General features: G+C 40.9%; 22 protein-coding genes. 13 read left to right on the forward strand and 9 right to left on the reverse strand.

Annotated features, from left to right (window positions below):
• Position 1 precedes the first annotated feature (1 nt).
• The 9 genes from DK207_RS08885 (at position 2) to DK207_RS08925 (ending at position 9,991) form a co-directional block, all read left to right on the forward strand.
• A complete protein-coding gene (locus DK207_RS08885; protein WP_109440851.1) occupies positions 2–1,213 on the forward strand; it encodes an NAD(P)/FAD-dependent oxidoreductase in 1,212 nt (403 codons plus the stop codon).
• A 41-nt stretch (positions 1,214–1,254) separates the two neighbouring features.
• Entirely contained in the window at positions 1,255–2,478 is a 1,224-nt protein-coding gene (locus DK207_RS08890) for an MFS transporter (RefSeq protein ID WP_109440852.1), read from the forward strand.
• 33 nt (positions 2,479–2,511) lie between these two features.
• Positions 2,512–3,033: a cupin domain-containing protein gene (locus tag DK207_RS08895; RefSeq protein ID WP_004639794.1), complete on the forward strand. Its 522-nt coding sequence runs from the start codon at positions 2,512–2,514 to the stop codon at positions 3,031–3,033.
• 33 nt (positions 3,034–3,066) lie between these two features.
• On the forward strand, positions 3,067–3,879 hold the full coding sequence (locus DK207_RS08900) for an alpha/beta fold hydrolase (protein WP_109440853.1): 813 nt from the start codon (positions 3,067–3,069) through the stop codon (positions 3,877–3,879).
• A gap of 19 nt (positions 3,880–3,898) precedes the next feature.
• The gene (locus tag DK207_RS08905; protein WP_109440854.1) at positions 3,899–4,693 is read left to right on the forward strand and encodes an SDR family oxidoreductase; all 795 of its coding nucleotides are present in this window, start codon (positions 3,899–3,901) and stop codon (positions 4,691–4,693) included.
• 9 nt (positions 4,694–4,702) lie between these two features.
• The gene (locus tag DK207_RS08910; protein ID WP_109440855.1) at positions 4,703–5,494 is read left to right on the forward strand and encodes an aspartate dehydrogenase; all 792 of its coding nucleotides are present in this window, start codon (positions 4,703–4,705) and stop codon (positions 5,492–5,494) included.
• 11 nt (positions 5,495–5,505) lie between these two features.
• Complete coding sequence (locus tag DK207_RS08915) at positions 5,506–6,972, forward strand: aldehyde dehydrogenase (RefSeq protein WP_109440856.1); 1,467 nt, start codon at positions 5,506–5,508, stop codon at positions 6,970–6,972.
• 39 nt (positions 6,973–7,011) lie between these two features.
• A complete protein-coding gene (locus DK207_RS08920; RefSeq protein ID WP_109440857.1) occupies positions 7,012–8,652 on the forward strand; it encodes a thiamine pyrophosphate-binding protein in 1,641 nt (546 codons plus the stop codon).
• 145 nt (positions 8,653–8,797) lie between these two features.
• Complete coding sequence (locus DK207_RS08925; RefSeq protein WP_109440888.1) at positions 8,798–9,991, forward strand: hypothetical protein; 1,194 nt, start codon at positions 8,798–8,800, stop codon at positions 9,989–9,991.
• 68 nt (positions 9,992–10,059) lie between these two features.
• Here the strand turns inward: DK207_RS08925 and purB are convergent, their stop codons facing one another.
• The 7 genes from purB to DK207_RS08965 all read right to left on the reverse strand — a co-directional run bounded on the left by purB (position 10,060) and on the right by DK207_RS08965 (position 16,797).
• Positions 10,060–11,448 (reverse strand): adenylosuccinate lyase, encoded by a 1,389-nt coding sequence (gene purB, locus DK207_RS08930; RefSeq protein WP_109440858.1) that lies wholly within the window; start codon positions 11,446–11,448, stop codon positions 10,060–10,062.
• A gap of 54 nt (positions 11,449–11,502) precedes the next feature.
• Complete coding sequence (gene hflD / locus DK207_RS08935) at positions 11,503–12,234, reverse strand: high frequency lysogenization protein HflD (RefSeq protein ID WP_109440859.1); 732 nt, start codon at positions 12,232–12,234, stop codon at positions 11,503–11,505.
• 18 nt (positions 12,235–12,252) lie between these two features.
• A complete protein-coding gene (gene mnmA, locus DK207_RS08940) occupies positions 12,253–13,386 on the reverse strand; it encodes a tRNA 2-thiouridine(34) synthase MnmA (RefSeq protein WP_109440860.1) in 1,134 nt (377 codons plus the stop codon).
• A gap of 4 nt (positions 13,387–13,390) precedes the next feature.
• Positions 13,391–13,879: an NUDIX hydrolase gene (locus tag DK207_RS08945; RefSeq protein WP_109440861.1), complete on the reverse strand. Its 489-nt coding sequence runs from the start codon at positions 13,877–13,879 to the stop codon at positions 13,391–13,393.
• Positions 13,880–14,457: 578 nt separating this feature from the next.
• On the reverse strand, positions 14,458–15,003 hold the full coding sequence (locus tag DK207_RS08955; RefSeq protein WP_109440862.1) for a gamma carbonic anhydrase family protein: 546 nt from the start codon (positions 15,001–15,003) through the stop codon (positions 14,458–14,460).
• Between the two features lie 97 nt (positions 15,004–15,100).
• Positions 15,101–16,249, reverse strand: a complete 1,149-nt coding sequence (dacC, locus tag DK207_RS08960; RefSeq protein WP_109440863.1) for a D-alanyl-D-alanine carboxypeptidase PBP5/6 — start codon at positions 16,247–16,249, stop codon at positions 15,101–15,103.
• A 152-nt stretch (positions 16,250–16,401) separates the two neighbouring features.
• The gene (locus tag DK207_RS08965; protein ID WP_109440864.1) at positions 16,402–16,797 is read right to left on the reverse strand and encodes an MCR_0457 family protein; all 396 of its coding nucleotides are present in this window, start codon (positions 16,795–16,797) and stop codon (positions 16,402–16,404) included.
• A gap of 263 nt (positions 16,798–17,060) precedes the next feature.
• Between DK207_RS08965 and DK207_RS08970 the strand changes: the two genes are divergently transcribed.
• Positions 17,061–17,423: a hypothetical protein gene (locus tag DK207_RS08970; protein ID WP_109440865.1), complete on the forward strand. Its 363-nt coding sequence runs from the start codon at positions 17,061–17,063 to the stop codon at positions 17,421–17,423.
• 146 nt (positions 17,424–17,569) lie between these two features.
• On the opposite strand, the gene DK207_RS08975 is transcribed toward DK207_RS08970, so the two are convergent.
• On the reverse strand, positions 17,570–17,941 hold the full coding sequence (locus tag DK207_RS08975) for an MCR_0457 family protein (RefSeq protein WP_109440866.1): 372 nt from the start codon (positions 17,939–17,941) through the stop codon (positions 17,570–17,572).
• 152 nt (positions 17,942–18,093) lie between these two features.
• Between DK207_RS08975 and surE the strand changes: the two genes are divergently transcribed.
• From surE to DK207_RS08990, 3 genes are all read left to right on the forward strand, one after another.
• Positions 18,094–18,867: a 5'/3'-nucleotidase SurE gene (gene surE, locus DK207_RS08980; protein ID WP_109440867.1), complete on the forward strand. Its 774-nt coding sequence runs from the start codon at positions 18,094–18,096 to the stop codon at positions 18,865–18,867.
• A gap of 110 nt (positions 18,868–18,977) precedes the next feature.
• Entirely contained in the window at positions 18,978–19,808 is an 831-nt protein-coding gene (locus DK207_RS08985) for a peptidoglycan DD-metalloendopeptidase family protein (protein WP_109440868.1), read from the forward strand.
• A gap of 148 nt (positions 19,809–19,956) precedes the next feature.
• Positions 19,957–20,886 carry a LysR family transcriptional regulator gene (locus DK207_RS08990; protein WP_109440869.1) on the forward strand — a complete coding sequence of 310 codons (930 nt, stop codon included), beginning with the start codon at positions 19,957–19,959 and terminating at the stop codon, positions 20,884–20,886.
• A gap of 64 nt (positions 20,887–20,950) precedes the next feature.
• Here the strand turns inward: DK207_RS08990 and DK207_RS08995 are convergent, their stop codons facing one another.
• Positions 20,951–23,584, reverse strand: coding sequence for a Lon protease family protein (locus tag DK207_RS08995; RefSeq protein ID WP_109440870.1), 2,634 nt, complete (start codon positions 23,582–23,584; stop codon positions 20,951–20,953).
• Between the last annotated feature and the right edge of the window lie 128 nt (positions 23,585–23,712).

Raw genomic sequence — 23,712 nt, forward strand, 5'->3', positions numbered from 1 at the left:
TATGGAAAGAATTGTAATTGTTGGGGCAGGTCAAGCCGCAGGTTGGGCGGTGAGTACGTTACGTCAGAATGGATACGTGGGTGAAATCCATGTGGTATCCAATGAAGAGCAGGTGTTCTACGAGCGTCCGCCACTTTCTAAACAAGTGCTTTCTAAAGAAGCCAGTTATGAAAGCTTAAATTTGTTTTCACCTGAACAGGTGCAGGAATTTAACATTCAATGGCATAAACCCGATGTAGCAACCCAAGTTGATCGTCAACAGAAACACGTAGTTTTAGAAAGCGGTCAAATATTGCCTTATGACAAGTTATTGATCGCGACGGGTAGTCGTGCTCGTGTACCCGTCAACACATGGCAATTTATTCCAAACGTCGTGACACTACGCAATGTACAAGACTGTGAGCGTCTTGCTGAGATTTTACAGCACGCACAAAAATTAGCAGTTGTAGGTGGTGGTTGGATTGGTTTGGAAATTGCGGCAACTGCACGTAAGCAGGGCAAAGAGGTTCATGTTTTTGAATATGGTGATCGTCTTTGCGCACGTAGTGTCAGTCCTGATGTATCTGAATTCTTAAAAGTGATGCATGAGCAACAAGGTACCCAAATTCATTTAAATAGTAAAAACCTACATTTGATTGAAGCAGGTCAGCATAAAGTTGAAGTGGTAAATCATCCAAATGTGAGTGAACTATTTGATTGTGTTGTGGTTGGTGCAGGTGCAGATATTGCAAAAGAGCTTGGGGTAGGTGCAGGCCTAGACGTGAAAGACGGCATTGTGGTGAATTGTTTGGGACAAACCTCTGACCAGGATATTTATGCTGCTGGTGATGTGGCCATTCATCCAACACTAGGTTATTGCATCCAGTCATGGGCAAATGCACAAAACCAAGCGATTGCCGCAGCTAAATCCATGCTGGGTATAGAAACTGAATATACGGATATTCCGTGGTTATGGTCGGATCAATATCACTGCAATATTCAAATATTAGGGACTTACCAACCAGACAGAACCAAACAGACTGTGGTTCGTAGAAGTACGGATGATCAGTGTAGTTACCTGTATCTCGATGATCAAAATTGTTTAATCAATATGATCGCAATCAATGATTCAAAATTGGTCAAATTGGCAAAACGTTGGATGCAGTCCAAGACCGTATTAGACCCAAAACTATTAGCAGACCCAGAATTTAATGTCATGAAATTAAAACCATAAACATTTAATTCCGGTTCATGACTCAATCGAAGGAATGAAGTATGAGTAATGAAGAAAAAAGTGGATTTAAGCATTGGGTGCCAGCTTTTGTCCTAATGGTGTGCGTTGTACTTGCATTTTTTGACAAGATTAGTATTGCGGTTTTATTTGCTGATCCACATTTCCAAGATGCAATGCAAATTGCGGAGAATAAAGCCAAGTTAGGATGGTTAATGACCAGTTTCTTGCTGGCATATGGCTTTTCATCTGTATTTCTCAGTTTCCTAGGTGATATTTTCGACCCAAAGAAAATGCTGTTTTGGAGTGTTGCATCTTGGGGTGTGCTGATGCTTTGCATGGGCTTTACCACCAGTTATGCAGGAATGTTGTTTTTACGCGTTTTACTGGGTTTGGCTGAAGGTCCATTGTTTGCACTCGCATATACCATTGTTAAACAGACCTATACCGATCGTCAGCAAGCACGTGCGTCAACGATGTTTTTATTAGGCACGCCGATTGGTGCTTTTCTAGGCTTCCCGATTACAGCTGCTGTATTAGCAAAATATGATTGGCATACCACCTTCTTTGTGATGGCTGCGCTCACACTTGTTGCCTTAGTCGCCATTGTCATTGGTTTACGTGGTCTACAACTTAAGAAAACCATTGATCTGGAATCGACCAGCAAACGCATCAATTTCAAAGGTCATATTCTGAATACCAAAGTCTTATTACAAAACCGTTCATTCTGGTTGGTATGTATTTTCAATATCGCTTTGATGACGTATTTGTGGGGATTAAACAGTTGGGTTCCTTCTTATTTAATCCAAGACAAAGGCTTTAATCTTAAAGAGTTTGGTATTTATTCAAGTTTTCCATTCATTGCGATGTTAATTGGTGAAATTGTTGGCGCATTCTTGTCTGACAAGACCGGACGCCGCGCGATCCAAGTTTTTGGTGGCTTATTGGTGGCAGGTATTTTCATGTACGTCATGGTGATTATGACCAATCCATTTTTAGTCATCGCAGCCATGTCTTTGAGTGCAATGGCGTGGGGTTTTGGTGTCGCAGCAGTCTTTGCATTACTTGCACGAGTGACGACAGCTGATGTCGGTGCAACAGCAGGCGGGATTTTCAATGGAATGGGTAATTTTGCCAGTGCAATTGCCCCAGTTCTTATCGGTTACATCGTGATGCAAACAAACAGTTTTAATTTAGGAATTACCTTCTTAGCAGCAGTCGCCGTTATTGGGTCATTCTTCTTGGTTCCTTTATTGAAACGTTATTAATCAAACTATTCATCAAAAACTTAGGAGTTAAACATGTCTACTCAACAATTTGAATCATGGAAACAGCCTGAAGGCGCTAGTTTAGAAGATTGGTTAAACACACGTATCGCGCGTTTCGAAACACGTAAATATGATTTCGATGCGTTGAAATTCCAAGCGGATTACGACCCGAAATATCGCCGTGCGCAAATGCGTTATATGGGGACAGGTGCAACAGGTGTGGTTAATGATGGCAACACGGTTCCAGCTGAAAACTTTACCTTTTCAACCATGGTATTACCTGCTCAATGTGAAGGTCCTTTGCATATTCATCACGATGTTGAAGAAGTGTTTTTCATGTTACGTGGCGAGATTGATCTGTTCATTGAGCATAACGGTGAAAAATTTCAAACCAAATTGAAAGAGCGTGATCTGATTTCAATTCCGCCAGGTATTTATCGTGGCTTGTTTAACCCTGGTCAGGAAGATGCCTTGATGTGTGTGATGTTGGGTGCTGGAAAACCAACTATTCCAAACTATCCACCTGAGCATCCATTGTCTCAAATCAAACGTTAATCAACGCGATTAACTGTAAAAAGGAATGAAGTAATGACTTTGATTGACACATTAGCCAAATACCCAGTGAAAACCATTGAGATCGATGGTCAGCTGCAAGCCTATCGCGAAGCTGGACAAGGCCAAACGCTGATTCTTTTACATGGTATTAGCTCTGGTTCTGCATCATGGGTCAATCAGCTTAATGTCCTTAGTCATCACTTTCATGTCATTGCTTGGGATGCACCGGGTTATGGCTTATCTGAGGGTTTAAATACGGAACAGCCAAATGCAACCGATTATGCTCAGCGTGTGCTGGCGATCATGGATGCATTGGCGATTTCTAAAGCCATCATTGTAGGTCATTCATTAGGTGCATTACAGGCAAGTGCTTTTGCCCATCTTTATCCTGAACGCGTTGAAACCTTAATCATTGCCAATGCAGCACAGGGTTATCAACGCTCGGATGAAGACACCAAAGCACAGGTTTATCAGAAACGCCCAAATCTATTGAAAAGTTTGGGCAATGCGGGGATGGCGGCAAGCCGTGGTCCACATTTAATTTATAAACAAGACCCTCAAGCACTGGCATTGGTTGGTGAAGTGATGGGGCAGCTCACTTTAGACGGTTTTACGCGAGCATCGTATTTGTTGGCGTATGACGAGATTAGAAATTATTTAACAGATATCAAAGTTCCATGTGTGGTGATTGCTGGTGACAAGGATGAAATCACGCCTGCTCAAGCCATCATGGAGCTGGCGATGGAAATGCAATTGAGCCGATGTCATCTCATTACAGATGCAGGTCATCTGAGTTATGTCGATCAACCTGATCAGTTTAACGACATTGTTTTATCGGCAAATTAATTAAACGAGAGATATGGATATGAGCTTCCAAGTTGAAGGAAAAGTAGCAGTTGTAACAGGTGGCTCGTCAGGCATTGGTTTGGCTGCTGTAGAAATTTTAGTTGCAGAAGGTGCAAAGGTCGCATGGTGTGGTCGAGATGAAGCGCGTTTAGCTGCATCAAAACTTTATATTTTAGAGAAATATCCACATGCCAATATTTACACCAGTATCTGCAATGTTTTGGACAAAGAAGACGTAAAACGATTTGCACGAGATGTAAAACAAAACTTAGGCAATGTCGATATGTTGATCAATAACGCGGGTCAAGGTCGTGTGTCGAATTTTGAAAATACTCAAGACGAAGATTGGATGAAAGAGATTGAGCTGAAGTATTTCAGCGTATTACATCCCGTTCGCGCATTTTTAGACGATTTAAAACAGTCTGCATGTGGCTCAATCACCAATGTGAACTCATTGTTAGCCCTGCAACCTGAACCGCATATGATCGCAACCTCATCTGCACGTGCGGCATTGCTGAATCTTACTCATTCACTGGCACATGAATTTACTCAATATGGTGTCCGTGTGAACTCAATCCTTTTGGGTATGGTGGAGTCGGCACAGTGGAAACGCCGTTTTGAAACACGTTCTGATCCGAATGCAACATGGGAACAGTGGACAGGCAATATTGCTAAAAATCGTGGAATCCCAATGCAACGTTTAGGTAAGCCAGAAGAACCTGCACGTGCCTTGGTCTTTCTCGCATCGCCTTTAGCTTCCTATACCACAGGTTCAACACTCGATGTCTCTGGTGGATTTAATAAACATTTATAAGGTGTGCACATGAAACAGTTGATGATGATTGGTTTTGGCGCAATGGCAGCAGAAGTGTATGCCCATATGCCGCAAGACTTACAACTTAAATGGATTGTGGTACCAGCACGGAGTGTTGAAAAAGTTCAGGCGCAAGTTGCTCCTGACGTGCAAGTGATTAGCTCGATTGATGAATGTCAGGGTACACCTGATTACGTGATTGAAGTTGCGGGTCAGGCTGCGGTGAAAGAGCATGCGCAAAAGGTTTTGGAAAAGGGTTGGACCATCGGGTTGATATCGGTTGGAACTTTGGCGGATAACGAGTTTTTGATTCAGTTAAAAAATACCGCGGAGCAACATGATGCCCATTTACATCTTTTGGCAGGGGCAATAGCCGGAATTGATGGAATCTCAGCGGCGAAAGAAGGTGGCTTGGAAAAGGTCACTTACAAAGGCTGTAAGAGTCCAAAAAGTTGGCGCGGGAGCTATGCAGAGCAATTGGTTGATTTAGATCAGGTGAGTGAAGCAACTGTATTTTTCCGTGGTACAGCGCGTGAAGCTGCATTGAAGTTTCCAGCCAATGCCAATGTTGCAGCGACGATTGCACTTGCAGGTTTAGGTATGGATGAAACCATGGTGGAACTCACGGTTGATCCAAACATCAATAAAAACAAGCACACCATCGTGGCAGAAGGTGTATTTGGTGAAATGACGATTGAATTGGTCGGTGTGCCTTTGGCGAGTAATCCGAAAACCTCGACATTGGCTGCACTCAGTGTGATTCGTGCCTGTCGCAATAGCGTTCAAGCAATTCAGATTTAAAGGATTTGATCATGGTAAAGGAAATTTATATCGCTGGTGAATGGCGATTAGGTCGAGGAGACACGATTCAAAGTCTGTTTCCAGCAGATCAATCTGTGAATGCTGAGATTTCAACGGCGAGTTTGGATGATGTCAATGAAGCGATTGAAAAGGCTGATTTGACATGGCGCAAGGCGGAGTGGCGCAACAGTCTGCCGCATGAACGTGCGCGCATTTTGTATAAAGTAGCCGACATTATTGAAGCGCGTGTGGATGAGCTATCAAAGCTGCAAACTCGTGATAACGGTAAACCTTTGGCTGAAACGCGTGCCTTGACTATGAGTGCAGCAGCAACAGCACGATATGTGGCAGCAGCTTGCGAGACACTAAACGATGAATTAACCACACAACGTGCACCAGATTTTATGACCATGAGTGTGCATGAACCTGTTGGTGTTGTGGCAGCGATTACACCGTGGAACTCACCAATTGCCAGTGAAGTACAGAAGTTAGCACCTGCATTAGCTGGTGGTAATGCAGTCATTTTAAAACCAGCTGAAGTGACTTCTTTGATCGCGCTTGAATTAGCAAAAATCTTTGAAGAAGCCGGTTTGCCTAAAGGTTTATTGAGCGTGCTTGTTGGACGTGGCTCGGTCATTGGTGACGCAATCGTAAAACACCCATTGGTACGCAAAATTTCATTTACAGGTGGAACGAGTACAGGTCGTCATTTAGCACATATTGCCGCAGATAAATTGATCACCACATCTTTAGAACTTGGCGGAAAATCACCAACGATCGTGATGCAAGATGCTGATATTGAGCTTGCAGCAAAAGGTGTGGCTTACGGCATTTTCAGTTCAGCGGGACAAGCATGTATTGCAGGATCACGTTTATTTGTGCATCGCAGTATTTATGATCAATTCTTAACACGTCTAGTTGAAATTACCAAAGGCTTGCGCGTTGGACATCCTGAAACCGCAGGTGTGCATTTGGGTTCTTTGATCAATCCGAAGCATTTAGCTTCTGTGGATGCTTATGTTCAATTAGCCAAAAAAGAAGGTGGTCAAGTTCTTGTAGGCGGTGAGGCATTGACTGAAGGTGATTTGGCAAAAGGTAGTTTCTACTTACCAACCATTATCACAGGTCTCAATAACTCAGCTCAAACCTGTCAGGAAGAAATCTTTGGTCCTGTGTTGGTGGTGATGAAATATGACGATGAAGCAGATTTGATAGCCCAAGCCAATGACAGTTGTTTTGGTTTGGCCGCAGGTATTTGGACTGAAAACTATCGTAAAGCTTGGCAACTTGCACGTGCTTTGGAAGTAGGAACAGTCTGGATTAATACCTACAAAAAATTCTCGATTTCTGCACCTTTTGGTGGTTTCAAAGAAAGTGGAATTGGACGTGAAAAAGGGCGTTTAGGCATCTTGGCGTATATGCAACAAAAAAGCATTTATATGGGATTAAGCGAGCAGCCAAATCCTTGGTGCGATTAATAAATTCATGGAAAGAAAAAGTTTTTGAGGAATAAGACAATGACAGAACGTGTAAATGTCGGCGAAGCAATCGCTCGGGTTTTAGAGGCGCACCAAGTTGATAGTATCTACGGTGTTATTTCAATTCACAATTTACCAATTGCTGATGCAGTCGGTCGTCGTGAAAAAATTCGCTTCGTCGCGGCACGTGGTGAAGCAGGTGCGGTGACGATGGCTGATGGTCATTCACGCTTTAAAGGTTTAGGTGTTGCTTTAACCAGTACCGGTGCAGGTGCAGGGAATGCAGTGGGTTCATTGATTGAAGCGATGAATGCTGGCAGTCCAGTGTTGCATTTAACAGGTCAAGTTGAACGTGAATATTTAGATCGTGATGCAAGTTTCATTCATGAAACCAAAGATCAACTCACATTCTTACGTGCATCGAGCAAAGCTGCTTTTCGTATTACCAGCCCTGACAATGCGGTGGGTGTGATTCGTGAAGCGATTCGTGTGGCAACTACAGTACCCATGGGGCCTGTCAGTGTTGAGCTACCGATTGATGTTCAAGCAGCTGAAATTGATTTACCACTGAATTTAGGTCCAGTCAAAGCACTTGAATTGCCACAAGCAGAACAAGTTGAAGTGGATTTAATCGTTGACGAAATCAAGAAAGCCAAACGTCCAATTTTCTGGATTGGTGGTGGTACGCTCAATAGTGTCGATGAAGTCAAAGCGATCGCTGACTTGGGTATTCCAGTGGTGTCTTCAACCCATGCGCGTGGTGTATTGGCAGATGATCATCCACGTAGCCTAGGTGCATTCCACAACTCAGCAGGCGTTGAGCAACTTTTAAAAGAAGCCGATTTATTGGTTGTTGTCGGTTCTCGTTTGCGTAGTAATGAAACCAAAACCTATTCAGTACAATTCCCTGAAAATATTATTCAGGTCGATGCTAATCCTGTTGCCCAACAACGTAATTACAAAATCCGTAACTTTATCTGTGGTGATGCCAAAGATGTGTTGCAACGTGTTCTCACAGGTTTAGCAGGCGTATCTAAAATAAATGCTGAATATGATGCAGCAGTTGTCGACGCGAAACAGGCAGCAATCAATGCTTTACGTACACAGCTTGATCAATATGCTTTGATCTGTGATCACCTTCGTACAGCTTTACCACAAGATGGCATCTTTGTTCGTGATATCACCATGTCAGGCAGTACGTGGGGCAGTCGTTTATTCCCAGTACAAGCACCAAACCAAAATATTCACTCTTTAGCAGGGGCGATTGGTCTCGGTTTAGCAACAGCAATTGGAGCTTCAATTGCCAATCCAGACAAAAAAGTGATCGGTTTAGTTGGTGATGGTGGTTTGATGTTGGGTATTGGTGAGATTGCGACGATGGCGCAAGAAAATACCAATATGGTGCTGATGATCATGAATGATGGTGGTTATGGGGTTATGCGCGGTATTCAAAATAATTACTTCGGTGGTCGTCAGTATTTCAACGAATTACACACACCTGATTACCAGGCCTTGGGTGAGGCGATGGGCGTGAAAAGCTGGAAAGTCGGCAGTGCAGATGAGTTTAAAACAGTGATTCAGCAAGCAGTTGATTTCCAAGGGCCAAGCGTCATTGAACTAGATATGCATTCAATTGGTCCACTCAACTTTGCAGGTCCTCCACAAAAGAAATTGTATTAATTCATCTCAGCATTGCGAGATAGGGGTGCTGAGAAACGATTTGTGGGCAAAATTTTTTGTCTACAAATCTAATAAAACTATGTTTTACAGGTAAAACAAAAACAGAGCCAACAGGATGGTTGGTACCAAAGCGAAGGAATATGATATGAAAAAGACAGTGATGGTCGCGATGCTTGCTGCATGTTATTTGGGTACAGCACCTCATGCATTTGCACAAAGTTCAGCACTAGAATGGAAAAGTGAAGATGGGACGGATTCTGTCAAACTGGGTGGTGTAGTGCGTTTGAATCAACGTTATGAAAATTGGGAGGGGCCAAATGGTGGTTTTGGAAAACTCTATTTTGATATTTTCCGAGTTGATCTGAAAGGCAAGTTTGATGATGCCTATTTCAATGCCAGCTACCTTTTCCAAGATCAAGAGAAGCGTTCAATTGAAAAAGCTTATGTGGGATATCATTTAGATGAACATAACAGCATAGAAGCAGGTTTTGTTTATAAACCTTTTGCAATTTATCCCTATCCGCAAAATGGATGGACTTATCATATTCCATTCTTTTTGGGTTATGGGAATAACATCGCTCCAGGTTTGAACTGGAATTTTAACAATAAAGATTGGGATGTGAAGTTAGGTTATTATCCTGAGATGCTAGCAACTAATCTTCGATATTCACCTGAAAGTGCGACTTATGATGATTTGGCTGAAAATGCATTTCCAACACAAAAATCCTATCAAAATGAAAAGCTTCATCAAGTGAATACACGGATTGTTCGTAAGTTAGAAACAGAATTTGGTAAGCAAGAAATTGGTGTATCAGGCGCAATTGCTCAATTGCATAATAAAATCACTGATGACAACGGCAAATATTATGCAGTGGGTTTGCATACTGATAATAATTACAAACGTTTCAATGTCCAAAGCTCAGTGATTCATTATCAATATGATGCAAAAAATCCAGATGGTATAAATGATGATATGACCTTGATGGGGGCAAATGGTTTAACGCCAGCATATTTCATTGCTTCCGAAGGAACTATTGCGAGTTTAAACCTCGCATACACATTACCTGTGCAAGATATGGGCAAACTCAAAGCAATCCGTTTTTACAATGATTATAGTTATTTAGATAAAAAACGTGAGGATTGGTCTGACTCGCAGATGAATACTACGGGGATGATGTTTATTGCTTCACCTTTCATGGTATGGGCGGATTACACTTGGGGGAAAAACTCGAATATTATCGGTGGAGCTACCAATGCTACAGGTTTTACGTCTACGGTTTCGCCAAATAGTGATAAATGGCTTTATCGCATCAATTTGAATATTGGTTTTAGTTTTTAAACTTCCTAAGTATAGAAAAATAAAAAAGCAAAGCCGAGGCTTTGCTTTTTTATGAATGAGTTGTCAGCTTAGATTTTGCTGATCAAATCATTGATTTGTTTTGCTTGTTCAGCAGCATTACCTGTATAAGTTGCAGGTGTAAGCTCTGCTAAACGAGCACGCTCATCGGCTGGAACTTGAAGAAGTTCATCACCATTTACAAAGTTCACCATCATGTCACGTGTCATTGCTTGACCACGAGTAAGAGCTTTTAATTTTTCGTAAGGTTTTTCAACGTTATAACGACGCATAACCGTTTGGATCGGCTCAGCAAGAACTTCTTGTGCTTGGTCTAAATCTTCATTTAAACGATTCGCATTGAGTTCAAGTTTGCCAATACCTTTTAAGCAAGCATCAAAAGCAATCAAGCTTTGCGCAAAACCAACACCCATGTTACGAAGAACAGTTGAGTCAGTTAAATCACGCTGCCAACGAGAAATTGGGAGTTTTTCGCCTAAGTGACCCAATACCGCATTTGCGATACCTAAGTTACCTTCTGAGTTTTCGAAGTCAATTGGGTTTACTTTATGAGGCATCGTTGATGAACCAACTTCACCGTCTTTTAATTTTTGCTTGAAGTAACCCAGTGAGATATAACCCCAAACATCACGGTTAAAGTCGATCAAGATGGTATTGTAACGACGCAATGCATCGAATAATTCAGCCATGTAATCATGTGGCTCGATTTGTGTGGTGTATGGGTTAAATGCTAAACCTAAAGACTCAACAAATGCTTGCGCATGTGCTGCCCAATCAATTTCTGGATATGCAGAAAGGTGAGCGTTATAGTTACCTACAGCACCATTGATTTTGCCCAATAATTCAACATTTTCAAATTGCTTGATTTGGCGCGCTAAACGATATGCAACGTTTGCCATTTCTTTACCCAAAGTTGTTGGGCTAGCAGTTTGACCATGAGTACGAGATAACATTGGCTGTTCAGCATGTGTGGTTGCCAAAGCAGAGATTGCATTCAGAATTTGCTTCATGCTTGCAACTAAAACTTCACGACCATTTTTAAGCATCAATGCATGAGACAAGTTGTTGATGTCTTCAGAAGTACATGCAAAATGTATAAACTCACCTGCATTTTTTAACTCGTCGATGTTAGCAATTTTTTCTTTAAGAAAATACTCAACTGCTTTTACATCATGATTAGTGGTACGTTCAATCTCTTTGATACGATTTGCATCTTCTTCAGAGAAATCAGCAACAATGGCATCTAAAGCGGCATTGGTTTCAGCCGAGAAAGCAGGAACTTCAATGATTTCTGCACGATTTGCAAGTGCTTGTAACCAACGCACTTCAACAGTGACACGAGCGTGGATTAAACCAAACTCAGACAAAAAAGGGCGTAGTGCATCGCATTTGCTTGCATAACGGCCATCAAGTGGTGAGAGTGCGGTTAAAGCATTCATACAGATTCCTTAATTTTGGAATAAACATAAAAATAAATTCGTAGAAGCATCGGTTTAAACCACCTGATACTGTAAACGAGCGAGAGCTTGAATATCGTTCAACAACTTACGTTTTCTAAAAACCATCGTCCATGAACTGCCACCGAGTTGTCGCCATAAGTGGGCCAATTGTATGCCTGTAAATAAGCTAGCTCGGATTCGATTGGTATGATTGATATCTTTAAACGCTTCAGCATTGCCACGAACAAGAATACGTGGATTGATTTGCCCAGCAGTTTCAACATACGTTTGTGCCAAACTGGCAATCACACTTGGATGTAAATAGTTGTTATCGAAAAAAGACAACTGTTTTAAAATTTTTTGTTGAGCTTTTTCAATAATTTTAACGTATTCGGGATTGCTATAGACCTTTTTTTCCAACTGCAACAATGCCATCGCATAAGACATTGGCAGTTTAGTATTACTAAGTTTAGGAATTCGAGATTTTGGTGCAGTATTAAAAGGCTGGGTAATACAGCCTTCTAGAGTTTTTAATCCTAAGGAAATATCTGCAAGCTGGTTAAAAAAATCTAAGGTCTGTTTTGCATTGTTATTTGTTGGGCGGATATTTAGGCTGGCTTTGACAAGGAGTTCAAAATAGAAATTACCACTTTCCCCAATACTTTGTTGACCAGACATTGCCGTCATGTGAGTCAATTGGGTTGCCTGAAAAACTGCAGCCAATGCCAAAGCACGGTTTTGTTGAACATTCAACGCTTGGTTGGGCTGAAATGGGAACTCCGCCATGCTACGCTTCCAATATCCTTAGATAAAATCGGGTTGAGGTGCATCGGTATGGTGAATCACGCCACCACCTAAGCAGACCTCTCCTGAGTAAAACACCACACTTTGCCCAGGAGTAACGGCTCGTTGTGGCTCATCAAATTCAACACGAATACCATTTTCGTTTTGATCATCACGGTAAATTGTACACGCTTGATCAGGTTGTCGATAACGTGTTTTGGCAGTGCATCGGAAACCTGCTGTTGGAATTTCCTGTTCACCTGCAACCCAGTCAATCGATTCACTCCAAAGCTGCTTACTTTGCATGAGTGGATGTTCATGACCTTGTCCAATTACCAGTCGGTTATTGGCAATATCTTTGTGTAATACGAACCACGCACCTTCTTGTGCACCCTTCATACCACCAATTCCGATACCACCGCGCTGACCCAGCGTATAGTACATTAAGCCGTGATGTTCACCAACTTCTTTGCCATTGTCTAAGACAATTTTTCCAGCTTGAGCAGGGAGGTATTGTTTTAAGAAATCACTAAAACGACGCTCACCAATAAAACAGATCCCCGTCGAATCTTTTTTCTTGGCTGTTGCTAAATCTAGTTCTTCAGCGATTTTTCGAACTTGAGGCTTTTCAATTTCGCCGACAGGGAACAACGTCTTGTTGATTTCACGGCCATGCACTGCATGTAAGAAATAGGTCTGATCTTTATTATTATCAACGCCGCGTAGTAATGGCGCGTAAGTTTCACCACGTGAATTTTGCATACTTGCACCACGACGCGCGTAATGACCAGTTGCAATGAAGTCTGCACCCAATGTCATCGCATGATCTAAGAATGCACGGAATTTGATTTCTTTATTACAGAGAATATCTGGGTTAGGCGTGCGACCAGCGGCATATTCTGCCAAGAAATGCTCGAATACACGATCCCAGTATTCCATTGCAAAATTTGCTGTATGCAGTTTGATCCCGATTTTATCTGCTACTGCTTGCGCATCCGCCAAGTCTTCAAGTGCTGTGCAGTATTCCGTACCATCATCTTCTTCCCAGTTTTTCATGAAAAGACCTTCAACTTGATATCCTTGTTGAAGTAAAAGCGCGGCAGAAACAGAGGAGTCTACACCACCAGACATACCGACGATGACACGTTGTTGCATCTAATTAAGCATCCAAATGAGAAGTGAATGAGGGAGAAAAAGGGTGCTCATAAATAAGCGATAAAGGATATTTCTTGCCAGCGAGGGCATCTTGAACAGCTTTTAAAACCAATGGGCTACGTGCACGAGCTGTTTCTTGTAGCTCATCCAAGTTCATCCATACTGCACTGACAATACCTGTATCCAGTTGCGCATTTTCTTCAACTGAAGTGACATGTGCTAAAAAGCAAAAACGGTAATAGGTACGATCTGGAAACATTGGAGGTGTATAGGTATAGATACCGAGCAAGTGATTTATTTCGACATGATGACCTGTTTCTTCTAAGGTCTCACGGATCGCTGCCTCAATAATGGTTTCACCGCATTCGACATGACCTGCTGGTTGATTAAACACGGTATGTACATAGCCCTCACTGTGTTCTTCAACAAACAAAAAACGTCCGTCTTTTTCGACTACAGTGGCGACTGTGACATGAGGTGTCCAAGCGGTCATAGAAAGCACCATGATTTTAAAAAACGTATTCTACAAAATTTGGGGGAAGATGGCTAGGTTAAAGCTTTTTCTTGTGACTTGTATGCTTTTAATAAAAAATAACCTGAAAACAGACCAATTACGAACCCAAAGCCAAATAAGGGACTAAGCATTAAAATTTCAGTATAAAGATTTGGATAATCGCCCATTCCGAATAAAGCTGAATAAAATAAAGGAATAATACAGGTAGAGTTGTTGATAGCCCACCGAGTACACCACTGATTAAAACTATTCTAAAGTGACTTTTTACTTTGGGGAAAATGATATAGTTCATCAAAAAAGAATAGATGATGGATTGAATACCACAAAACAGAAGTATGAATAAGTACATACCTATTGCACTAGTGATGATAAACCATATTGCTTCAATTACAGTGATACTGAAAATATAATGAGTAAAAACATGTTTTCCAGAGTAAATTTCACTAATAGTAGAAAATAATATGATGACTAAAAATATGAGTGAAACAACAAACGAAGGTAAAATAAAACCCAAATATAAGAGTTTTTTAGATACTTTGACCATTATTATCTCTTAATTATGCGGTTACTTGATTTTTATAATCATTCTTCACTTTTATATAATTCTGCGCCGAATAAGGTAAAAATGCTTTTTCTTTATCTGTGAGAGGGCGGACTTGCTGTACTGGACTACCCACATACAGATAACCGCTTTTTAAGACTTTACGTGGCGGCACTAAACTACCAGCACCAATCATCACATCATCTTCAATAATCACGTCATCTAAAACAACAGTATTAATTCCGATCAAAACGCGATTACCAATGGTACAACCATGTAAAGTCACATGATGTCCAACAGTCACATCTTCACCAATCACCAGCGGTGAACCGTTTGGTTTAGATTGATTTTTATGGCTAACATGCAACATACAGTGATCTTGCACATTACTATTTTTGCCAATCTGAATCGAGTTCACATCGCCACGAATGACCGCAAATGGCCAGACTGAAACATTCTCAGCTAATTTGACATCACCAACGACGACAGACATGTCATCAATATAACAACTTGAATCAATATCAGGTGTTTGGTCTAAATAAGAGCGAATATTTTTAGTCATGTGATCAACCAAGATAAACGATAGTGGAATTATAAAGTAAAAAAGCATTCAGACTAAACAGCCTGAATGCTTAAATTAACTATTCAGAAGTCAGGGCTTAGAAAAAGCTACTAAAGAATAGCTTGATACGATCGACCATGCGTGCAAAGAAGCCAGCTTCTTCAACAGGTTTGAGTGCAACCAAAGGTTTCTCAGCGATGACTTTGCCATCAAGACTTGCAACCAATTTCCCGATCACTTGACCTTGTGCTAAAGGTGCATTGAGCTGAGGTTGAACCACAAGTTGTGTTTTGATTTTATCGGCTTGACCTTTCGGCATCGTCACATTGAAGTTTTCAGCTAGCCCAATCTGTACTTCATCTTCTTTACCAAACCAAACTTTTGCTTTGGCAATTGCTTGATTCGCTGGTTGGACATTTGCAGTTTCAAAGTTTGCAAAGCCCCAAGCTAATAATGCACGTGTCTGGTTTGCACGTTCATTCATGCTTGGTGTACCAAAGATCACAGAGATCAAACGCATAGGTCCACGTTTACTTGAAGTGGTTAAGCAGAAACCTGCTTCACTGGTGTGACCTGTTTTTAAACCATCAACACTTGGGTCTGTATAGAGCAAAGCGTTACGGTTACCTTGTTTGATGCCATTAAAAGTAAATTCTTTTTCAGAATAAATTGGGTAATATTTCGAACTATCTTTAATAATATGCTGTGCCAAGATAGCCATATCCTTCGCAGTCGAATAATGACTTTCAGCAGGCATACCTGTTGAGTTCACGAAGTTGGTATTGGTCATGCCAAGACGTTTGGCTTCTTGGTTCATCATGTGGGCAAAAGTACCTTCATTGCCCGCGATGTGCTCAGCCATTGCTTTTGATGCATCATTACCAGATTGAACGATAATACCGCGTAGCATTTCCAATACGGTCGCAGTGCCATTCAATGGAACATACATACAAGATTCAGCGCTGCTGCCACGGCACCATGCTGATTCATTCATGCGGACATGTTCGTCTTCTGTTAATTTGCCTTGTAATAATTTTTGTTCAATGATGAAACTGGTCATCATCTTCGTCATAGATGCAGGTGCAAGTTTTTCATCTTCATTTTTTGCAGCGAGAATCTGTCCAGTTTCATAATCCATTAGTACATAGGATTTATTATTTAATTCTGGTGGAGCAGATAGGACAGTCGCTGCATATGAAAAGCTTGGCAAAAGTAATAATGCAGCAAGAGCGCTTTTTCGAGTCATTCTAGGTAGTTCCAATATCTTATATGGTGCAGATGAGCCTAGCATTTTAGGGCAAAGCAAAGCCGACTTCTATGGGGGAAGTCGGCTTTTTCACACAGTATTGTAACTAAGACTTATGGCGTGTTGATTCCAGATAAGTTGTTATCAATATTTCACTTATAGTTTCGAACATCTTCGCAAATTTGGCGATTTTGTGCTTGTGAAGCTGCACCTGCATCTTTGCGAGCTTCAACAAGGAACTTTTGGAAATCTTTAGCCTTAGCTCGTGTATCTAATGCATCCACAGCTTTAGATTCTTTCGGTAAATATTCTTTAGCTAAGCGTTCATAGCCTTGGTTGAATTTTTTATCGACATCAATCAGTTTTGGACAAATTTCTGATAGTACATAGATTGCCGCAAGCTCTTCTTGCGTTGTACTTTGTACAGTCGAAGTGACATCAATATTTTCTGACTCTTGTTTTGCATTTGCTGCAAAAGTAGTTGATGCGAATGCACTTGATGCGACGAGCAAAGACAAACTTAGTGTTTTTAAAACATTTTTCTTCATAACAAGCTAAACTCAAATCAGGCCTTACATAATTTGCATAACTTAGCATAGACGAAAAATAAAATTGTATACTTGCTGTAGGAACAATGAAGGAAATGTGATTTCAAATCGTGAGAGGCGATGAGCGCTGGATGACGAGAAATAGAGATAAACCAAAATCTCCAGATTGTATTTCTTAATTCAGATTTTTAAATTCGACTCTGAAACTTAAACCTAAAAAATTCGAGTAAAAACAAAAGCATAATTATGTAAGGAGCTGAATAATGACAACTAAATTTAGTGGCGGTGTTGATATTGCCATGAAACTTCCCCCACATCAGTTTGAAGCAACGGTTGCTTTTTATCGTGATGTGATTGGTCTTAAACAAATTACAGATAAAGAACCAGAAATTGGTTTCGAGTTCGGTCCAGTAAAATTGTGGATCGATGTCGTACCCGAGATGAGTCAGGCTGAGCTTTGGTTAGAACTATTTACGGATAATTTTACTGAGGCTGCAAAATATCTTGATGAGGCAGGCGTTGTGCGTTGTGATGAAATTGAAACTTTGCCAGTAGGTTTTAAAGGAGGATGGATTAGCAGTCCAGCCAATATTATTCACATGGTTCGAGAGCCTACTGCTTGGTAATTGACGATATTACTCAACATAAGATTTGTAAGAAGTATTTTTTGAATCTAAAAATGATCCATCTTTTTAGACATGATTTTAGCATCCGACCAATAACTAGCTTAGTTTTAAATTACTTAAAACTAAGCTACTACTTTCAAGATTACTTAACCTTCAAAATTGAGAACATCTTCACAGACTGATTTCTGCTCCGCTTGATCAATTTCTTTCGCCGCTGCGCGTGCTTCTTTTAATGATAATTTAAAATCATTATCAGTTTGAAGACTTTGCAATGACGCGGATTTATTTGAATAACCTTCTAAATATGATGCAATGATCTGATTGATGTTTTGATCAAATTTAGCATTCGCACCCATTAGTTTTGGGCACATCTCGATCAGAACTTGAGCATTGGCAATATCATCTTTAATTAATGCATCTGCTTCTTGAACCGAAATTGCTTCTGCAAAAATTGCTTGAGCTGTAAAAAGTGAGAAGCTAACCCCAATAATACGAATAAATTTAGATAAATGTCTCATGGCTGCATAAATTTCTAATACTATGAAGTGGTAAATATATATAATTGAAGGAATAATTCAATTATGAAAACTGAGTAGTAAAAGGGCTATTGACATATTTTAGCGATAGGGTTGAAGTAGCAACCGCCCAAAATTGAAGAGATGAGAACGTTGTGAATATATTAATAGCAAATGATGATGGTGTTTTTGCACCAGGACTTCAAGCTTTGGCTCAAGCATTGAAACCGTTAGGTCGCGTTGTGGTAGTTGCGCCTGAAAGTGAGCGAAGTGGTTATTCAAGTGCTTTAACGCTCGATCGTCCTTTGCGTCCTGTTCAGATTTCTAAGGATGTTTGGGCAGTAAATGGTACACCAGCAGATTGTGTCTATTTATCAACAAATGGTTTATTTGATTTCGAGTTTGATCTTGTGGTGAGTGGTATCAATAGCGGTGCTAATTTGGGCGATGATGTATTGTATTCAGGCACCGTGGGAGCGGCATTCGAAGGTCGCTTAATGAAACATCCTGCAATTGCTGTTTCCCTCGCTGGTGCAAATGTACGCGCTTATGAGCAGCCGCAAGATTATGTCAAAGCTGCACAGTGGGTGCATGATTTTATTGCCCAAGGTTTGCCGATTTTACCGCCTCGTCATATTTTTAATATCAATATTCCTGACGTAGAACAAATCATGGGGACAAAAGTCACCTATCAAGGGCGTCGAGGACAATCAAAACCAATTAGTAGTCATGTTGACCCTCGTGGTCGCCAAGTGTTTTGGATTGGTTTGGCAGGCGAAGCTGTACTTGAGCAACATCCCGCAACGAGAAGCCATATTCAATCTGACTTTTCTGCTGTTTCAAACGGCTATGTCAGTATTACTCCGATTCAAATGGATGCTACCAACTATGAGGTACTAGATAATTTATATAATCACGTGAATGGTTAGCCATGTGAATGTTATAACTTTGTGAATATCGTGCGTGAATACTCGTTTTTTCTCACTTTTTTGGTACTCTAAGGCGAAAATAGATTAAGGATTTTTCGATGAGGGCGAAGATGCACTTAAACCACGTCTCGATTTTTCAGTCAAAAAAAATGGTCAAAACAATCGTATTGTCTATGGCTGTTGTTACGGCGGCTATTGTCAGCGGTTGTGCATCTAAACCTCAAGTGAGCGGTGGCGGGGCAAGCTATGTGAATGCGCCAAACTATTACACAGTTCGTTCTGGGGATACTTTGAGCGGGATTGCAAATCGTTATGGTATGAATTATCTAGATATTGCAGCACTCAATGATATTGCACCGCCGTATCGAATTTATGTTAATCAATCCTTACGTTTAAAAGGTTCAGCCGCTCAGCGAACTACGTCAACACAAGCGATGAACCAGGCTGCACCAATTCAACGTCAAAGTATTAATATCCCGACTCAACAGCAAGTTGCACCACCACCTGTCAAACCTGTTACCCCAACACAACAACGACCAGTTGTTCCTGTAACTCCACCATCAACTTTAGCTAGTGGATTAAGTTGGGTAAAACCATCAAATGGTCCTGTAATTCAAGGGTTTAATTTAGCGAGTAATGTGAAAGGTACGCGCTATGGAGGCAATGTTGGGGATCCTGTATTTGCTGCTGCAAATGGACAGGTGGTTTATGCCGCTGATGGTTTAAAAGAATATGGTAATTTAGTCTTGGTGAAGCATGTAGATGGTTACATCACAGCCTACGCCCATAACAGTAAAATGTTGGTCAAGAGCGGTGATAATGTGACTGCAGGGCAAAAAATTGCTGAAATGGGTTCTTCAGGAGCTTCACGGGTCATGTTAGAATTCCAAGTCCGTTTAGATGGTAAACCAATCAATCCAACCACGGTTGTACCAAACTAATTTTTACGGTTAGGGTCTTTTAAAAGGCCCTAACAAACTTTCAACAAATTGTTAATAATCACTAGTCTATCAATAGACTTCTCTGTATACTCAATGTGTTTGCTTTTATTAGAACAATAAGCATATAAATAAATTGAGAGGGAAGTGTATGTTAGATCAATTGCGTGCAATGGGGGTTTTTGCTTGCGTTGTAGAAAAAAGTTCATTTAGTGGGGCAGCTAGAGACTTAGGAATAACAACAAGCGCAGTGAGCCAACAAATTCGCTCATTAGAGCAAGAAATGGATGTCACCTTACTTCATCGTTCCACCCGAAAATTAAGCCTAACCGAAGCAGGACAAGCATTTTTTTTAAGTTGTCAGGAAATGTTAGCGGCAGCAGAACGTGGAAAAATCAGAATTAATGAATTACGTGATGATCTTGTAGGAGATCTACGTATTGCGACAACACCTGAATTAGGTGCATTGCATGTGGTTCCTGCTTTGTCACATTGGATGTCGGCGCACAAGGGATTGGCAGTTCATTTTGAAGCAGACCATCGCTATATTGATTTAATCTCAGAACGAATTGATATTGCAATTCGAATGAGTCTCAAAGTCGACGATCCACAATTAACCGTAGTTCCATTGGCACGTGTCGACCAGATTTTGGTTGCTTCTCCAAGCTATTTAAATCAATCACCTCCGATTACAAGACCTGAAGATTTAAATCATCACGAATTGCTGCCAGTGACTTTGATGCAGAATTTTCAGCATTTTGCTTTTCGTCATGGTCTAAGTGGGGAAAGTGTCAATGTGGAAATGCAAACCCGTTTAGGAACAAATAATGTCTTTGTGGCTAAATCCTTATGCCAACAAGGGTTAGGGATCGCACGTATTTTGTATATGGATGTGCAAAAAGAATTAGTGAATGGTTCGTTGGTGGAAGTTCTGCCTGATTGGCAATTACCTACTTATACATTACAAGCATTAACTTCGAAGCGTGAACAGTATCCAGTCAAAGTCCATCGTTGCATAGATGCGCTTAAGCAATATTTTGCTCAACTTCCAGGGGGACGTTCCTTGCAGGGAGTTGCTTAGTCATGAGTGAGATCTAACTCTAAATTTTAAAAGCCATGTTTCCAAGGAAACATGGCTTTTTTAGTTATTTGCGTTTAGCTTTTACTTTGCCCTGAGGTTTAAGAGACTTTGCTTCTACTGTCTCATCCATAGCCTTAGGTTCAGCTTGATCTTTCTTGGATTTTTTACGCTTTTTCTTTTTCTTTGGTTCGTCATCCTCGACAGCTTCACCATCTTCGATTGCTTGCCAATATTCCAATTGTTCCATAACCGCGGCATAGATAGAGTTCTTACTATATCGACCTTTTTTATCCAGTGTTCCCACAGGTCGAGCCATCAGAATCTCTAATGCTTGATCAATTGTATCAATCGCATGAACATGGAACTGTCCCGCCTCAACAGCTTCGATTACGTCCTGACGTAACATGAGATGTTGCATATTCTGACGTGGAATAATGACACCTTGTTTACCTGTTAATCCTTGCAGTTTACACGCATCATAGAAGCCTTCAATTTTAGCATTGACGCCCCCAATCGGTTGGACTTGACCCAATTGGTTCATTGAGCCTGTAATTGCCCAAGATTGGTCGATTGGGATTTGGCAGATGGCGGAAATTAACGCAGATAACTCAGCAACGGTGGCACTGTCGCCATCCACTTGTCCATAACTCTGTTCAAAAGCAAGTGCAGCAGAGAAATGCAGGATTTGTTCACGACCAAAGTGTGCCTTAAGGAAGCTCGACATCAATAATACACCCTTAGCATGTAAAGAGCCACCCAGTTCCACACTTCGCTCGATATCGAGAATATCTCCACCACCTTGATATACTGAAGCCGTCAAGCGAGAAGGTAGACCAAACTCCACATCTGCATAATGAATAACTGAAAGAGCATTGATCTGTCCTAAGCGATGTCCAGATGTTTCAATTAACTGTGTACCGCGGGATAAATCCTGCCAATACAATTCACGTAAATAGCCCAAACGATATTGGCGATGATGTAATGCTTGATTGACATGATCATGCGTGACAATTTTATCGTCTGCTTTAAATGCGTGATGATGTGCTTCTCGAATTAAATCACCCAATGTTGAGGCGTGTAAGGATAAAGAGCTTTGATCTTCAGCTTGACGGCTTGAATCTGTTAGTAAAGCAGCAAGTGCAGAACGGTCAAATGGGAGTAACTTATCTGCTTGTACATAATCCGCAATCAGTTGCATATATGCTTGTTCGTTACTGTCATTACGTTGTAATGTATCAGTGAAATCGGCACGTATTTTAAAGACACTGCCTAGTTCTGGTTCTACTTCTAAAATCTCATAATAAATTTCAGGTTCAGCTAATAAAACCACTTTGATTTCTAAGGGAACGGAGGCGGGTTCAATCGAGATACTGCCAGTCAGAGTGAGCATGTGTTCTAAAGACGACAGTTTTAGATGACCCGATTTTAAGGCACGCTTTAAGCCTTGCCATGCATAGGGCTGCTCAAGTAGCTGCTCTGCTTCCAGCATTAAAAAACCACCATTCGCGCGATGGAGGGAACCGGGACGAATTAAGGTGAAATCAGTGGTGATTGTTCCGTTGTAGGTGAGCTGCTCAACATGTCCAAGTAAATTGTAATGGGTTGGAAAGTCTTCAAAAATGACAGGTGCACCACTATTTGGTTTATTCGCAATGATCACATTGGCTTGATAGCGAGCTGGCACGCGGTTAAACAAGGCAGGGGTAAAATCATCCTCTTCTTGTTCTAAGATCAATTCAACATTTTCTATGATGTCTTCAGCATATTGTTTTAAATATAATTCGAGTCCTTTGACTTCTTTGTTCTTATTTAAAATAGAGTCTACACGTGGCATCACAACTTGAGTCGCGATATCACGATTTAAACTGGATACTTGATCACGTGCATCATCTTCTAAATCCCCAAGATGAAGACCTAAACGTTCAAGCTTTTTCTCCATATAACGAATATTCGAAGAAATATCAGCCCGTTCTTTACTACTCAGTGTACTGAGGTCTTGTTGGGTTAACTCATGGTACTCATCATCTTTGAGTAGCATCGGTATAAAAACATGTTTGTCATTCCGAGAGACTAATTTTAAATCGAGTCCTTCGCCTTCTTTGGTTAGTTCTGCTAACGCTTGTTGTTGTACTTCACCTGTAGATTGACGGATTCGTTCTATACGATTGTGATAACTTTCTGCACTGAATCGACGCTCTAGCTGTTTTAAAATAATTTGCCATGTTTGTTGTAATGCATTTTGGAATTTTGAACCTTGGCCCGCAGGAAAGCGTAAAGCAAGTGGTTGTCTTGGGTTTTTAAAATTATTGACGTACACCCAATCATCTGGTGTCCGCATGGTTTTGGCATGTTGCTGCAATAGGCGTTTGATCATGGTGCGTTTGCCTAGACCAGCCGTACCTACTGCAAATATGTTATAGCCCGAATAAGGCAGGGAGATACCTGCCTCTACTGACGCACGAGCGCGATCTTGCCCTAAGAAGTTATTGAGTGGCTTAATCCGTTTTGTTGAACTTGGAATTTTAGCCAAGTCGGGAATATGAGTCAGTTGATTTGCTTTGAGAGCCGTTTTTAGGAGTGTTGGTTGTATATCGGCTTGTTCAAAAGCACTTGGAATAGAATTGAGCGTTACTGTAATCGTGTTTGTTGGTGTTAAAGATAAAGTTGTTGCAGTCATTTGATCAAGTTTTTGGGTCACTGTTGCTATCCAACAAATAAAACGAAATTTAATTAATTAAAGGTATACAGTTTTAGACCGAAAGATCAAGCGAACTTGTGTTTTTTATCGACAAAACAAAACAATGATTGCATAAAGCAACTTGCAAG

The sequence above is a fragment of the Acinetobacter haemolyticus genome, assembly GCF_900406815.1.
GTDB lineage: Bacteria > Pseudomonadota > Gammaproteobacteria > Pseudomonadales > Moraxellaceae > Acinetobacter > Acinetobacter haemolyticus_A.